The 13003-nt window shown below is 62.1% G+C and carries 12 protein-coding genes; 6 read left to right on the top strand and 6 right to left on the bottom strand.

Annotated features, from left to right (window positions below; genetic code table 11):
- Positions 1-20: 20 nt before the first annotated feature.
- Positions 21-1496 carry an NADH-quinone oxidoreductase subunit NuoN gene (gene nuoN / locus H3H45_RS19895; RefSeq protein WP_182835430.1) on the top strand — a complete coding sequence of 492 codons (1476 nt, stop codon included), beginning with the start codon at positions 21-23 and terminating at the stop codon, positions 1494-1496.
- Between the two features lie 220 nt (positions 1497-1716).
- On the opposite strand, the gene H3H45_RS19900 is transcribed toward nuoN, so the two are convergent.
- Both H3H45_RS19900 and H3H45_RS19905 read right to left on the bottom strand, forming a co-directional pair.
- Complete coding sequence (locus H3H45_RS19900; protein WP_182835431.1) at positions 1717-3402, bottom strand: methyl-accepting chemotaxis protein; 1686 nt, start codon at positions 3400-3402, stop codon at positions 1717-1719.
- Between the two features lie 121 nt (positions 3403-3523).
- Positions 3524-4843: a Na+/H+ antiporter family protein gene (locus tag H3H45_RS19905; protein WP_182835432.1), complete on the bottom strand. Its 1320-nt coding sequence runs from the start codon at positions 4841-4843 to the stop codon at positions 3524-3526.
- A 257-nt stretch (positions 4844-5100) separates the two neighbouring features.
- Between H3H45_RS19905 and H3H45_RS19910 the strand changes: the two genes are divergently transcribed.
- The gene (locus H3H45_RS19910; protein ID WP_182835433.1) at positions 5101-7245 is read left to right on the top strand and encodes a methyl-accepting chemotaxis protein; all 2145 of its coding nucleotides are present in this window, start codon (positions 5101-5103) and stop codon (positions 7243-7245) included.
- Between the two features lie 134 nt (positions 7246-7379).
- A complete protein-coding gene (locus tag H3H45_RS19915; RefSeq protein WP_182835434.1) occupies positions 7380-7976 on the top strand; it encodes an NADPH-dependent FMN reductase in 597 nt (198 codons plus the stop codon).
- Positions 7977-8017: 41 nt separating this feature from the next.
- Here H3H45_RS19915 and H3H45_RS19920 read toward each other — a convergent pair whose 3' ends face one another.
- From H3H45_RS19920 to H3H45_RS19935, 4 genes are read right to left on the bottom strand one after another with little or no spacing between them, the layout of a single operon-like run.
- On the bottom strand, positions 8018-9352 hold the full coding sequence (locus H3H45_RS19920; protein WP_182835435.1) for an ATP-binding protein: 1335 nt from the start codon (positions 9350-9352) through the stop codon (positions 8018-8020).
- Entirely contained in the window at positions 9349-10017 is a 669-nt protein-coding gene (locus H3H45_RS19925; protein ID WP_182835436.1) for a response regulator transcription factor, read from the bottom strand. Before H3H45_RS19925 ends, H3H45_RS19920 begins: the two co-directional genes overlap by 4 nt.
- On the bottom strand, positions 10017-10331 hold the full coding sequence (locus H3H45_RS19930; protein ID WP_182835437.1) for a PepSY domain-containing protein: 315 nt from the start codon (positions 10329-10331) through the stop codon (positions 10017-10019). Before H3H45_RS19930 ends, H3H45_RS19925 begins: the two co-directional genes overlap by 1 nt.
- Positions 10331-10639 (bottom strand): PepSY domain-containing protein, encoded by a 309-nt coding sequence (locus H3H45_RS19935; protein WP_182835438.1) that lies wholly within the window; start codon positions 10637-10639, stop codon positions 10331-10333. Before H3H45_RS19935 ends, H3H45_RS19930 begins: the two co-directional genes overlap by 1 nt.
- Positions 10640-10809: 170 nt before the next feature.
- Here H3H45_RS19935 and H3H45_RS19940 point away from each other — a divergent pair, with 170 nt between their 5' ends.
- From H3H45_RS19940 to queD, 3 genes are all read left to right on the top strand, one after another.
- Entirely contained in the window at positions 10810-11889 is a 1080-nt protein-coding gene (locus H3H45_RS19940; RefSeq protein ID WP_182835439.1) for a patatin-like phospholipase domain-containing protein, read from the top strand.
- 35 nt (positions 11890-11924) lie between these two features.
- On the top strand, positions 11925-12293 hold the full coding sequence (locus H3H45_RS19945) for a YfeK family protein (protein ID WP_182835440.1): 369 nt from the start codon (positions 11925-11927) through the stop codon (positions 12291-12293).
- Between the two features lie 82 nt (positions 12294-12375).
- On the top strand, positions 12376-12732 hold the full coding sequence (gene queD / locus H3H45_RS19950) for a 6-carboxytetrahydropterin synthase QueD (protein ID WP_182835441.1): 357 nt from the start codon (positions 12376-12378) through the stop codon (positions 12730-12732).
- The last annotated feature ends 271 nt before the right edge of the window (positions 12733-13003 follow it).

The raw sequence follows: 13003 nt of genomic DNA on the forward strand, positions 1-13003 counted from the left end.
GCTTAATGGAAAGTCATGCTATGCAACTGACGACTCAACATTTCATCGCGCTGCTGCCGCTGCTGATCACCAGTGCCACTGCGGTGCTGGTGATGCTGGCCATCGCCTGGAAACGTAACCATGCGATGACCTTCGGCCTGTCGGTGCTGGGCCTCAACCTGGCCCTGCTGTCGCTGATTCCGGCCCTGGGCGTAACGCCCATCGAAGTTACCCCGCTACTGCTGGTAGACAAGTTCGCCTGCTACTACATGGCCCTGGTGCTGGCTTCGACCCTGGCCTGCGTGACGCTGATCCACGCCTATCTGGGCGGTGAGTCGGGCAAGGGCTATCCGGGCAACCGTGAAGAGCTGTATCTGCTGATGCTGCTGTCCGCCGCCGGCGGCCTGGTACTGGTCAGCGCGCAGCACCTGGCTGGTCTGTTCATCGGCCTGGAACTGCTGTCGGTGCCGACCTACGGCATGATCGCCTACGCCTTCTTCAACAAGCGTTCGCTGGAAGCCGGCATCAAGTACATGGTGCTGTCGGCCGCCGGTTCGGCCTTCCTGCTGTTCGGCATGGCCCTGCTCTACGCCGAGTCCGGCAGCCTGAGCTTCGCCGGCATCGGCGCCAAGCTGGCTGCTGACGGCCTGCCGAGCCTGCTGGCGCAGATCGGCCTCGGCATGATGCTGATCGGCCTGGCCTTCAAGCTGTCGCTGGTGCCCTTCCACTTGTGGACCCCGGACGTCTACGAAGGCGCGCCGGCACCGGTGGCTGCCTTCCTGGCAACCGCCAGCAAGGTCGCGGTGTTCGCCGTGCTGCTGCGTCTGTATCAGATCTCGCCGGTTACCGCCGGTGGCTGGCTGACCGAGCTGCTGACGGTTATCGCAATCGCCTCGATCCTCTTCGGTAACCTGCTGGCCCTGCTGCAGAACAACCTCAAGCGCCTGCTCGGTTATTCCTCCATCGCCCACTTCGGCTACCTGTTGGTGGCGCTGATCGCCAGCAAGGGCCTGGCCGTGGAAGCGGTCGGCGTGTACCTGGCCACCTACGTGCTGACCAGCCTCGGTGCGTTCGGCGTTATCACCCTGATGTCGACGCCCTACAGCGGCCGCGATGCCGATGCCCTGTACGAGTACCGCGGCCTGTTCTGGCGCCGGCCATACCTGACTGCCGTGTTGACCGTGATGATGCTGTCGCTGGCCGGCATCCCGCTGACCGCCGGCTTTATCGGCAAGTTCTACGTGGTCGCCGCCGGCGTGCAAGCGCAGCAGTGGTGGCTGCTCGGCGCACTGGTGCTGGGTAGCGCGATTGGCGTGTTCTACTACCTGCGCGTCATGGTCACCCTGTTCATGGTCGAGCCCAACTTGCGCCGCCACGATGCGGAGCTGCACTGGGCGCAACGTGCCGGCGGCATGATGCTGCTGTTCGTCGCTCTACTGGCGTTCTTCCTCGGCGTCTATCCGCAGCCGCTGCTGGAGCTGGTGCAACAGGCGGGCCTGGTGGCTATCGCCCAGTGAGGCGTTAATCGCGACGAAGAACCCGGCCAAGGCCGGGTTTTTTGTTTCTGTGAAAAGGCCAACATGGGCTGAAGCAGCCCCCACAGAGTGCGCCTTGTAGCCGGGTGAAATCAGGGAGCGTGCATTCTCCGGATTTCATTCGGGCTACAAGAGCTCGCGCTCACACAGCACACAGAATGAAAAAGGCGCCCTGCGGCGCCCTTTTACTCACAGCGGCGACTCAGATCCGGAACTGCCGCACCAAGGTGCCCAGGCGCTCGCCCAGCCCCGCAAGGTTGCGCGAGGTCTCGGCACCATGGCGGGTTTCCTCGGCCACGCTGTCCACCGCCACGGCGATCTGGTGCACGCTGCGGTTGATCTCTTCGGCGACTGCCGTCTGCTCTTCGGCGGCACTAGCAATCTGCGCGTTCATCGCATTGATGGTACCGATCAGTTGGGCAATCGCATCCAGCGAAGCACCGGCCTGGTTGGCCTGCTCGCTGGTAGCGTCACCAGCATCGCTGGAACGGCGCATGGCCGTGACCGCATCCCGGGTTCCGCCCTGCAGGCGATCGATCATGCCCTGGATTTCCTGGGTGCTCTGCTGGGTACGGCTGGCCAGGGCGCGTACCTCGTCGGCGACCACGGCAAAACCACGCCCGGCCTCACCGGCACGCGCCGCCTCGATGGCGGCGTTGAGCGCGAGCAGGTTGGTCTGCTCGGCGATGGAGCGAATCACATCGAGCACGCTGACAATCGACTGCACATCCTGCTGCAGGGTGTCGAGGGACAGGCCACTGCTGCGGATATCATCTACAAGGGCATGGATACGCTGGATGCTGCCATCCACCACGCGCTTGGCCGCCTGGCCTTCACCGTCGGTCTGCTGCGCCGCCTCGGCCGCGCCCTGGGCGCTGCGCGCGACTTCATGGGCGGCAGCAGACATTTCGTTGATCGCCGTCGCCACCTGATCGGTCTCATGGCGCTGGCGCTCCATGGCCTGCTCCGAGCGCTGCGCCTGGGTCGCGACCTCGCCGACCAGCACCGTCAGCTGGCCAGTCATCTCGGCGATCTGCCGTACCAGGCTGTGGATCTTCTCGACAAAACGGTTGAACGAGCCCGCCAGTTCACCCAGCTCATCCTGGCTGGTAACCGGCAGACGGCGAGTCAGATCGCCCTCGCCTGCGGCGATGTCGTCGAGGTTGGCTTTGATGAGTTGCAGCGGACGCAGGAACGCATTGCTCAAGGCCAGGCCGATAACGCCGAACAGCACCAGCATGACCAGGGCGATCACCAGGATGCTGGTGAGGATGGTGCCGACACGCTCGTCGATAGCCGCCTCCACCTCAGCCACTTGTGCCTCGACGCCATCCAGATTGACCGCCGTGCCCAGGGCCAGATCCCACTTGGGCAGGTAATAGCTGTAGGCCAGTTTAGGTACCAGCACGCTGTCATCGGTCGGCAATGGCGAGCTGTACTCGACGTAGTTGGAACCGTCCTTGGCCACCCGCACCAGCTCGCGGTTGACGTAGACGCCGTTGGGGTCCTTGCGATCAGACAGGTTCTTGCCGACATCCACCGGGCTGGCGCCGCGGAACAGGCGCACCACCTGCGAGTCGTGACCGAAGAAGTAACCATCCTTGCCGTATTTGATCTGCGCCAGAATGGCGATCGCCTGCTCGCGGCTGGCCATATCGCCCTGACTGGCCGCGTCATACAGGCTCTGCACCGAACCCAGGGCAATCTGCATGTAGTGCTGCAGTTCCTGGCGGCTCTCCAACATCAGACGCTCGCGCGTTTCCCTGACTTCATCCTCTGCTAAACCCAGCAGGATCTTGGCCGCCGCACCGCTGAGGACCACAGCGAACAGAATGACCGGCAGCAAGGCCAGCAGCAGAACTTTGCTTTTCAGGGTAAGACGCATCATCCATTCCTCTTGTTTGAACCGTCCGAATGCAAAACGGGGCTGCCGACTTATCGGCAACCCCGTCGATAACTTGTGCGACCAGTCGGTCAGCACAGTCTAGCCGGCAATGGCTTTTCTTCCTTTACAGCACCATCGCCGCGACCCAGCCGAATACCAGCAGCGGCAGGTTGTAATGCAGGAAGGTCGGCACCACGCTGTCCCAGATGTGGTTGTGCTGACCGTCGACATTCAGCCCGGAGGTCGGCCCGAGGGTCGAGTCGGAAGCTGGCGAGCCGGCATCGCCCAGGGCACCGGCGGTGCCGATGATGCTGACGATGGCCAGCGGACTGAAGCCCAGCTGCACGCCCAGCGGCACGAAGATCGCCGCAATGATCGGTACGGTGGAGAAGGACGAGCCAATACCCATGGTCACCAACAGACCAACCAGCAGCATCAGCAATGCACCGATGGCCTTGCTATTGCCGATCCAGGCCGTCGAGGCATCGACCAGGGTCTTCACATCACCGGTGGCGTTCATCACCTCGGCAAAGCCCTGGGCGGCAATCATGATGAAGCCGATCATGGCCATCATCTTCATGCCTTCGGTGAACAGGTCGTCCGCTTCCTTCCAACGCACCACGCCGGACACCGAGAAAATCACGAAGCCGACCAGCGCCCCGACAATCATCGAGTCCAGCCACAGCTGCACGACAAAGGCCGCCGCCACGGCCACTGCGGCCACCAGCAGGCTCAGCGGGTTATAGGTGACGCTGACCTGCTCGGCCTGTTCGATCTTCTCCAGGTCGTAGATGCGCTTCTTGCGATAGCTGAAGAACACCGCGATCAGCAGCCCCACCAGCATGCCGATAGCCGGGATCAGCATGGCCTCAGTGACGTTGACGCCGACCACGTCCACACCGCCCTTGACCACGTTGGCCAGCAGGATGTCGTTGAGGAAAATGCTACCGAAACCCACCGGCAGGAACATGTAGGGCGTGATGAGGCCGAAGGTGATCACGCAGGCGATCAGTCGGCGGTCGATCTGCAATTTGGTTAGCACATACAGCAGCGGCGGAACCAGCAGCGGGATGAAGGCGATGTGGATCGGCAGGATGTTCTGCGACGACACCGATACCGCCAGCAGCAGGCCGATCAGCAGCCACTTGACCTCGCTGGAACCCTTCGCCTCATTACGCCCGACCAGGGCCAAGGCCTTGTCGGCCAGGGCATGGGCCAGACCGGACTTGGCAATCGCCACGGCGAACGCACCCAGCAAGGCATACGACAGCGCCACCGTGGCACCCGCGCCCAGGCCCTTGTTGAAGGCCGCCAGCGAACCCTCCACGCCCAGACCACCTAACAGGCCACCGGCCAGGGCGCCAACGATCAGGGCCACCACGACATGTACGCGGCACAGGCTGAGGACCAGCATGATGCCGACTGCGGCAACGACTGCGTTCATGACTCACTCCCATCAGGATAAGAAATATCGAGCAGCAGAGCCCGACAAAAAAGCGCAGCACTCTGCCCGATGGGTCAGCTTCTGTCAAAACTAAAGACGTGCAGGATACTGAGCAAACTGTGCATAATTCTTGCCTTGGATTTCAGCTGCTCCCCCTGAATGCTCATGTGGCTCTGTATTTCGCTAGCGCAAGCATCAAGTCTGCTCTGCGCGCACCGATACAGAGCTTGTAGTCTGAACTGATAAGGACCCTGCCGATGCAGTCCCGTAGTCTGTCCATCCAGTGGAAAATCACCCTCCTCGCCGGGCTCTGCCTGCTGGCCATCGTCACGCTGCTGGTCGGCGCCTCGCTGTACCAGTCCAAGCAAGGCGCCGAACTGGTCAAGGACGCCAGTGCCAACATGCTCGAAGAGTCCGCCCGCCTGCGCATGGGCGCCCGTGGCGAACTGCAGGGCATCCGCATTCAGCGCTACTTCATGGATGCCTACCAGTACGGCAAGGGATTCTCGCGCCAGGTGCTGTTCCTCAAGGATCAGGCGGAAAAGCGCTTCCTCGATGCGTTCGACCTGCGCGAAGACCTGACTCGTCAGGTGCGCACCGCGCTGGATGCCAACCCCAACCTGATTGGCCTCTACGTGGTCTTCGAGAGCAATAGCCTGGATGGCAAGGACGAACTATTTGCCGGCCAGGCAGAGCTGGGCAGCAACGACAGCGGGCGCTTCTCTCTATATTGGTCGCAGAGCACACCAGGCCAGCTGGAGTCCGAGGCAATGGACGAGGCGCAGCTCAGCGACACCACGGCCGGGGCCAGCGGCACGCCCTACAATGCCTGGTACACCTGCCCGCGCGACTCCCGCAAGGCCTGTGTGCTTGACCCTTATTACGACGATATCAACGGCAAGCAGGTGCTGATGACCAGCATCGCCTTTCCCCTGATCCAGAACGACAAGGTCATCGGCGTGCTGGGCGTCGATATCAGTCTGGAAAGCCTGCAAGAGCTCAGCAGCCAGGCCAGCCAGGAGTTGTACGACGGTGAGGGCGAAGTCAGCATCCTCAGTCCCGCCGGCCTGCTGGCCGGGCATAGCCCTAATGCCGGCATCTTGGGCAAGCCCGCAGAAACGGCCTACCCGGGCGAAGGCAGCGAACTGACGGCGCTGGTAGGCAGCGGCCAATCGCAGTTCATCGAACATGAAAGCATGCTGCGCGTGCTGGAGCCGCTGCTGCCGATCCCTGAATCCAAACCCTGGGCCGTGCTGCTCGAAGTGCCGCTAACCACCCTGCTCGGCCCAGCCCAGCAGCTGGAAGACCAGCTCGATCAACAACGTACCGATGACACCGCCGTGGCCCTGCTGCTGGCCTTGATCGCCATTCTCCTCGGCGTGCTGTTGATGTGGCTGACCGCGCGTGGCGTGACCCGGCCGATTCTCGACGTGGCCGCCATGCTGCAGAACATTGCCAGCGGCGAAGGCGACCTGACACGCCGCCTGGAATACGCCAAGGCCGACGAGCTGGGCACCCTGGCAGGCTGGTTCAACCGCTTCCTCGACAAGCTGCAACCGGTGATCGCTGACGTCAAACGCAGTGTGCAGGATGCCCGTCAGACCGCTGACCAATCTGCCGCCATCGCCAGCCAGACCAGCGCCGGCATGCAGCAGCAGTTCCGCGAAGTCGACCAGGTGGCCACCGCCTCCCAGGAAATGAGCGCCACCGCGCATGACATGGCCAACAACGCCGCCCAGGCCGCCGATGCGGCACGCAGCGCCGATGCGGCGACCCGCGAAGGCCTGGCGGTGATCGACCGCACTACGCTGTCGATCGAACAACTGGCCGCCGAGCTGAGTGCAGCCATGCAGGAGGTCGAAGGCCTGGCCAGCAGCAGCGAGAAGATCGGCTCGGTGCTGGAAGTGATCCGCGCCATCGCCGAACAAACCAACCTGCTGGCCCTCAACGCCGCCATCGAAGCGGCCCGCGCCGGTGAGGCGGGCCGTGGCTTCGCCGTGGTCGCCGACGAAGTACGCAATCTGGCCAAGCGTACCCAGGACTCGGTAGAGGAAATCCGTCAGGTCATCGAGGGGCTGCAGAGCGGCACCCGCGAAGTGGTCAGCACCATGCACAGCAGCCACAAACAGGCCCAAGGCAGCGTCGAGCAGGTCGAACAGGCGGTGACTGCTCTGCGCAGCATCGGCGAGGCGGTCAGCGTGATCAACGATATGAACCTGCAGATCGCCAGCGCCGCAGAGGAACAGAGCGCGGTGGCCGAAGAGGTCAATCGCAACGTGGCCAATATCCGCGATGTCACCGAAACGCTCTCTGGTCAGGCCGAAGAATCGGCACAGGTCAGCCAGTCGCTGAACAAACTGGCCAACCACCAACAGGGCCTGATGGATCAGTTCCGCGTCTGATGCAGCATACCGCCCCGGCACCGCCAAGGTGCCGGGTTGACGCATTCCGTCGGTGCGCCTGGCGTCATCCCCCTTGCCCCGCCCCAGAGCGCTCGCTAGCCTCTGCGCCCAGTCTTCCCTGATGAGAGTTGCGCATGTTGAATATCGTCCTGGTCGCCGGCTCCAGCCGTCGCGACAGCCAATCCGCCAAGGTAGCCCGCTTTCTCCAGCAACGCCTGATCGACCTGGATCTGGCCAGTGCATCCAGCGTCAGCGTGATCGACCTGGGTGAACAGCCCCTGCCGCTCTGGCCGAGTGATGATCAAGGCCCTTGGGACGCCTATCAACGGCAACTGTTGGCGGCTGATGCGCTGGTGGTGATCGCTCCGGAGTGGAACGGCATGGCCGCGCCGGCGATCAAGAATTTCTTCCTCTACGCCAGCAAGTTCGAGCTGGCGCACAAACCGGCTCTGCTGGTCGGTGTGTCCTCGGGTATCGGTGGTGCCTACCCGATCAGCGAGCTGCGTGCCTCCGGCTACAAGAACTGCCGCCTGGGTTATCTACCCGAGCACCTCATCGTGCGTCAGGTAGAAGCCGTGCTGAACACTGGCCAGGCAGCCAACGAAGACGATCTGCGCATCCGCAAGCGGATCGATTACGCCCTGGATATCCTCGGCAAATACGGTGTGGCCCTGAAACCGGTGCGCGAATCGATCGACCTGAACATTGCCGCGTTCGCCAACGGCATGTAATTCAGCCCGATAATGAAAAAGCCCGGCAAATGCCGGGCTTTTTATCCGCCTAACTTAGACAAGCCACGCGCGGGCAGATGAATGGCCACACGCAAGCCGCCGAGAGCACTGTCATGCAGGGCGATGCTGCCGCCCCAGGCCTCGACGATATCGCGCACGATGCCCAGCCCCAGTCCGTGGCCACTCACCTGCTCGTCGAGACGCACGCCTCGCTCGAGCACATCGCGGCGCAGCGCTTCGGCGATTCCAGGGCCGTCATCCTCGATATCCAGCGTATAACCACCGGCATCACTGGCAACGCGCAACGCGACCCTTGCCTGCGCCCACTTGCAGGCGTTGTCCAACAGATTGCCGAGCAGTTCGAGCATGTCTTCACGGTCCCAGGGCAAACGCAGCCCCGGCGGCGCCTGCCAATCGAGCTCCAAGCCCTGCGGGTGAATCATCTGCAACGTGCTCAGCAACCCCGGCAACTCCTGCGCACAATCGAAATGCGCACCAGGCAATACGTCGCCAGCCAGACGAGCGCGCCCCAACTCGCGCGCCAGGCGCTGTTCGATCTGCGTCAACTGCTCACGCAAGCCACTCTGCAGCTCCGGCTGCTCCCGTAGCTCTGCGCGACTGCTCAGGCTGAGCAGCACCGCCAATGGGGTTTTCAAGGCATGGCCGAGATTGCCAAGGGCATTGCGCGAGCGCCGCAGGGTGTCTTCGGTATGGGCCAGCAGGTGGTTGACCTGGGTCACCAGGGGCGCAAGCTCGACCGGTACGCTGGCATCCAGCTCACTGCGCTGGCCATTCTGCAGCTGGACGAGCTGCTGGCGCACCTGCTCAAGCGGGCGCAACGCCGAGCGCACGGTGTAACGCTGTGCCAGCAGAATCAGCAGTAGAGCGCCGCCGCCGAGGCCCAAGCCAATCCATTCGATGCGCCGAAAGCTCTGCAGAATCGGGGTGTAGTCCTGGGCTACGACAATCGTGAAACGTTGGCCATAGCGCTGATAGTCACCACGCCAGACCAGCAGTCGCTGACCGTGAGGGCCATCGCCCAGCTCCGCCTGCAAACCGGCGCTCGGTACCTGGGGCAACTGGCGATCCCACAAGGAGCGCGAGCGCCAACTCTGCTCGGCAAAGTCGATGCGAAAGTACAACCCGGAGAAAGGCCGTTGATAGGCCGAGGTCAGCCGCCGTTCATCCAGCTGCACACCCTGCGGGCCACGCACGATGGCAATCAGCAAGGCTTCGGCTTCATCGCGCAGGCCGCTCTCCAGATAGCTGCGCAAGCTGTGATCGAACAGCCACAGGCTGGCCTGGGCCAGAGCCAGCCCCACCAGCAGTAACGCCCCGGCCAGGCCGAGGCTGAGACGACGCTGGATCGACTTCACCCGCTCACTCCGCTGAAGCGATAACCCTGGCCACGGCGAGTCTCGATCACCTCGCGCCCGAGCTTGCCGCGCAGGCGGTTGACATGCACTTCGAGAACATTGGAGTCGCGCTCGGTCTCACCATCGTAGAGGTGTTCAGCCAGATGACTTTTCGACAGGAGTTGCCCCGGGTGCAGCATGAAATAACGCAGCAGGCGGAACTCGGCGGCCGTCAGCTCGATCTCCTGGCCATTGCGCGTTACGCATTGGCGGCCCTCATCCAGTTGCAGCCCAGCAGCCTCCAGTTGCGGCTGGTTGGCCAGGCCATGGGCCCGACGCAGCAGCGCCTGGATACGTAGGGCCAGTTCTTCCGGATGAAACGGCTTGGTCAGGTAATCATCCGCACCGGCCTTGAGGCCGTCGATGCGCTCAGCCCAGGAGCCACGCGCAGTCAGAATCAGCACCGGGGTGGCCAGGCCACCGGCGCGCCATTCGCGCAGTACCTCAAGCCCGGGTTTACCCGGCAGGCCAAGATCGAGAATGATCAGGTCATAAGGTTCACTGGCACCCTGGTAAACAGCGTCCCGGCCATCGGCCAGCCAGTCCAGCGCATAACCTTGGCGGCCCAGGCCGGCGATCAGCTCATCGGCCAGTGGCACATGGTCTTCAACCAGCAGCAGGCGCATCAGTCCTCCACCTCGTCCTTAAGAAGGCGCCCATCGCGGGCATCCAGTTCCAGCTCGCGCACCGTGCCGTCACTGCTCAGCAGCTCGACCTCATAGACCAGTACATCGTCTTCTTCCTCCAGCTCGGCCTCCAGCAAACGTGACCCCGGATAGCGATCCAGGGCCGTTTGCACCAGTTGCTCAAGAGAAAGGATGACGCCTTTCTGGTGCAGGCGTAGCGCATCGTCGTGCCCCAGGTCGCGGGCCTGCACCTCAAGTGCCAGTACCGCGAGAACCATGACGACGATCCCGCTATAACGTGCCACGAACTTCATTAGTCATCCCGATGATCTTGCAGGACTTGGCCGGAGGTGGCGTCCAGCTCCAGATCCCATTGCTGGTTCTGGGCATCACGCAACTCGACCTGATAGACATAGCGACCGTGCTCATGCTCCAGCTCGGTGTCTTCCACCGTCGCGCCCGGATGCTTGGCGATGGCCGCCGCATTGAGCTTTTCAAAGGATTGAATGGTACCTGCATCACGCAGTTTGAGCGCCTCATCCGGTCCCAGATCACGGGCCTGGGCCAGGCCAGCAGAGGTGACAAGAGCAACGGTGGTAAACAGGGCGGTCAGTATTTTCATGGTGATTCTCCTTGGTAAGCGGTATGTGCTTGCTACGAGAGCCAAGATACCCAAGGCGACTTAACTCAAACTGAATCGGCTCGAAGATGGCTGCATCATTCACCCGCTGAACCTGCTTGGCCTGGCGACCCAGGTCACTATAATCGCTCGCTTGTCCGTTGGAGACCCGTATGAGCGCCATCCATATCAAGTCACCCGCCCTCAGCTTGCGTGCCGGCAAGCGGGCCCTGACACTTATCCGTGAGCGTGGCCTTCAACCCGCCGATGTCGCCATTCTGCCTGGCGCCGCTGGCGGGCCGAAAGGTCTGGGGATTCAGGGGCTCGATCTGGCCCTGTTTGGCGACTGGCTGCCACGTGTTCCACGTGAACGCACACTGATCGGCGCCTCGATTGGTTCCTGGCGCTTCGCCAGCGCCTGCCTGCCTGACGCCAGCGCCGGTATTCGGCGCCTCGGCGAGCTGTACACCAGCCAGCGCTTCGCCAAGGGTGTGAGCATGGCCGAGGTCTCGCGCAGTTGCGTCAGGCTGCTCGATGAACTGCTCGATGGGCAAGATGCGGCAGTCTTGAACAACCCGCTTTACCGCCTGAATATTGTCGTGGTGAAGAGCCATGGCCTGCTGCGCCATGACCACAAGGGTAAACTCGGCCTGGGATTGTCCTCGGTGATTGGCAACAATCTGCTCGCCCGCCAACGTTTGGCGCGCCATTTCGACCGGGTCATTCTCCACGATATTCGCCAGGTTCCACCACTGGCCAAGCTTGAAGACTTTCGCTCGCACTTCCATGCCCTCGACAGCAGCAACCTGCGCCAGGCACTGCTAGCATCCGGCTCAATTCCCATGGTGATGGAAGCCATTCGCGAAATTCCAGGGCTGGAGCCGGGCGCTTATCGTGACGGCGGCCTACTCGACTATCACCTGGACTTGCCTTATGCCGGCGACGGCGTGGTGCTCTATCCGCACTTCACCGACAAGGTTGTGCCAGGCTGGTTCGACAAGGGCCTGCCCTGGCGACGTGGAGATACACAGCGCCTGCAGGATGTACTGCTGCTCTCCCCCTCCCGCGAGTACCTGGCCGCCCTACCACACGGCAAGCTGCCGGATCGTAGCGATTTCAAACGCTTCCTAGGCAATGACATGGGTCGCGAGAGTTACTGGCGCCAGGCGATGGCCGAAAGCGAACGCCTCGGTGACGAATTTCTCGAACTGGCCGATAGCGGTCGCCTCGCCGATCGTCTACAACCGCTCTAACGCGCAGCAGCACTTCGCAAAGGAATGCCCCCCCAATGAAACATCTCAGACGCCTCGGACTTGCCGGCAGTTACCTGCTTACTCTTGGTAATGCCGAAGCCGCCTTGAACGCTCAGGGCCAGCAGGAAGTCGCCGAGCTACTTGGCTTTGTCGAGAGCAGTGGCTGCACCTTCATTCGCAACGGCGACGAACACGCCCCCGCCGATGCTCGTGCCCATCTGCAGAAGAAACTCGACTATCTGAATGACAAAGGACTGGTGGACTCCGCGGAAGACTTCATTGTCCGCGCGGCAACCGAAAGCAGCTTCAGCGGCACTCTCTATCAGGTCGATTGCCAAGGCAAGAAACAGCCATCAGCCGACTGGCTGAACAGTGAGCTGCAGCGTTTGCGCGGCAAGCACTGAAGCGACTCTGCGGGGTAAGCTGTTAAACTATCCACCAGCTTTGGTCGCCCCTCGCGACCAGCCCGTCATAGAGCACCAAAGATTGGAACTGTTCAAAGAATTCATTTTCGAATCCGCCCACCGCCTTCCGCATGTGCCGGAAGGTCACAAATGCGGTCGCCTGCATGGTCATTCATTCCGTGCGGCCATCTACATTGAGGGTGAGGTAGACCCTTACACCGGCTGGATTCGCGACTTCTCCGAAATCAAGGCGATCTTCAAGCCGATCTACGATGTGCTCGATCACAACTACCTTAACGACATCCCTGGGCTGGAGAACCCCACCAGCGAGAACCTCGCCAAGTGGATCTGGCAGAAACTCAAGCCAGTTCTGCCAGAACTCTCCCGTATCTGTATCAAGGAAACCTGTACCAGCGGCTGCGAATACCGCGGCGACTGACTGAATCTGCAAAGAAAAAAGCCACCTCCGGGTGGCTTTTTTATGTCTTCAGTTGCGTGCTTACAAGAGCTCGCACTCTGGTTAGCCATCGCAGCGCAAGGCAAGCAGCGGCGCCTGCTCGACCGCTAGAAAACCACGCTCAGCGCCCCGAACTTTTCTAGCGCACAAAGCCAAACCCCCAACCCGTTTTCACGGATTGGGGGTTTGGGGATAGGAGCTTGACGATGACCTACTCTCACATGGGGAAGCCCCACACTACCATCGGCGATGC

The sequence above is a fragment of the Aquipseudomonas guryensis genome (genome assembly GCF_014164785.1).
Taxonomy (GTDB): domain Bacteria; phylum Pseudomonadota; class Gammaproteobacteria; order Pseudomonadales; family Pseudomonadaceae; genus Aquipseudomonas; species Aquipseudomonas guryensis.

Coding starts and splice junctions, on each gene's coding strand:
- nuoN (WP_182835430.1), top strand. CDS start 21: ATGCAACTGACGACTCAACATTTCATCGCGCTGCTGCCGCTGCTGATC.
- H3H45_RS19900 (WP_182835431.1), bottom strand. CDS start 3,402: ATGATGCGTCTTACCCTGAAAAGCAAAGTTCTGCTGCTGGCCTTGCTG.
- H3H45_RS19905 (WP_182835432.1), bottom strand. CDS start 4,843: ATGAACGCAGTCGTTGCCGCAGTCGGCATCATGCTGGTCCTCAGCCTG.
- H3H45_RS19910 (WP_182835433.1), top strand. CDS start 5,101: ATGCAGTCCCGTAGTCTGTCCATCCAGTGGAAAATCACCCTCCTCGCC.
- H3H45_RS19915 (WP_182835434.1), top strand. CDS start 7,380: ATGTTGAATATCGTCCTGGTCGCCGGCTCCAGCCGTCGCGACAGCCAA.
- H3H45_RS19925 (WP_182835436.1), bottom strand. CDS start 10,017: ATGCGCCTGCTGCTGGTTGAAGACCATGTGCCACTGGCCGATGAGCTG.
- H3H45_RS19930 (WP_182835437.1), bottom strand. CDS start 10,331: ATGAAGTTCGTGGCACGTTATAGCGGGATCGTCGTCATGGTTCTCGCG.
- H3H45_RS19935 (WP_182835438.1), bottom strand. CDS start 10,639: ATGAAAATACTGACCGCCCTGTTTACCACCGTTGCTCTTGTCACCTCT.
- H3H45_RS19940 (WP_182835439.1), top strand. CDS start 10,810: ATGAGCGCCATCCATATCAAGTCACCCGCCCTCAGCTTGCGTGCCGGC.
- H3H45_RS19945 (WP_182835440.1), top strand. CDS start 11,925: ATGAAACATCTCAGACGCCTCGGACTTGCCGGCAGTTACCTGCTTACT.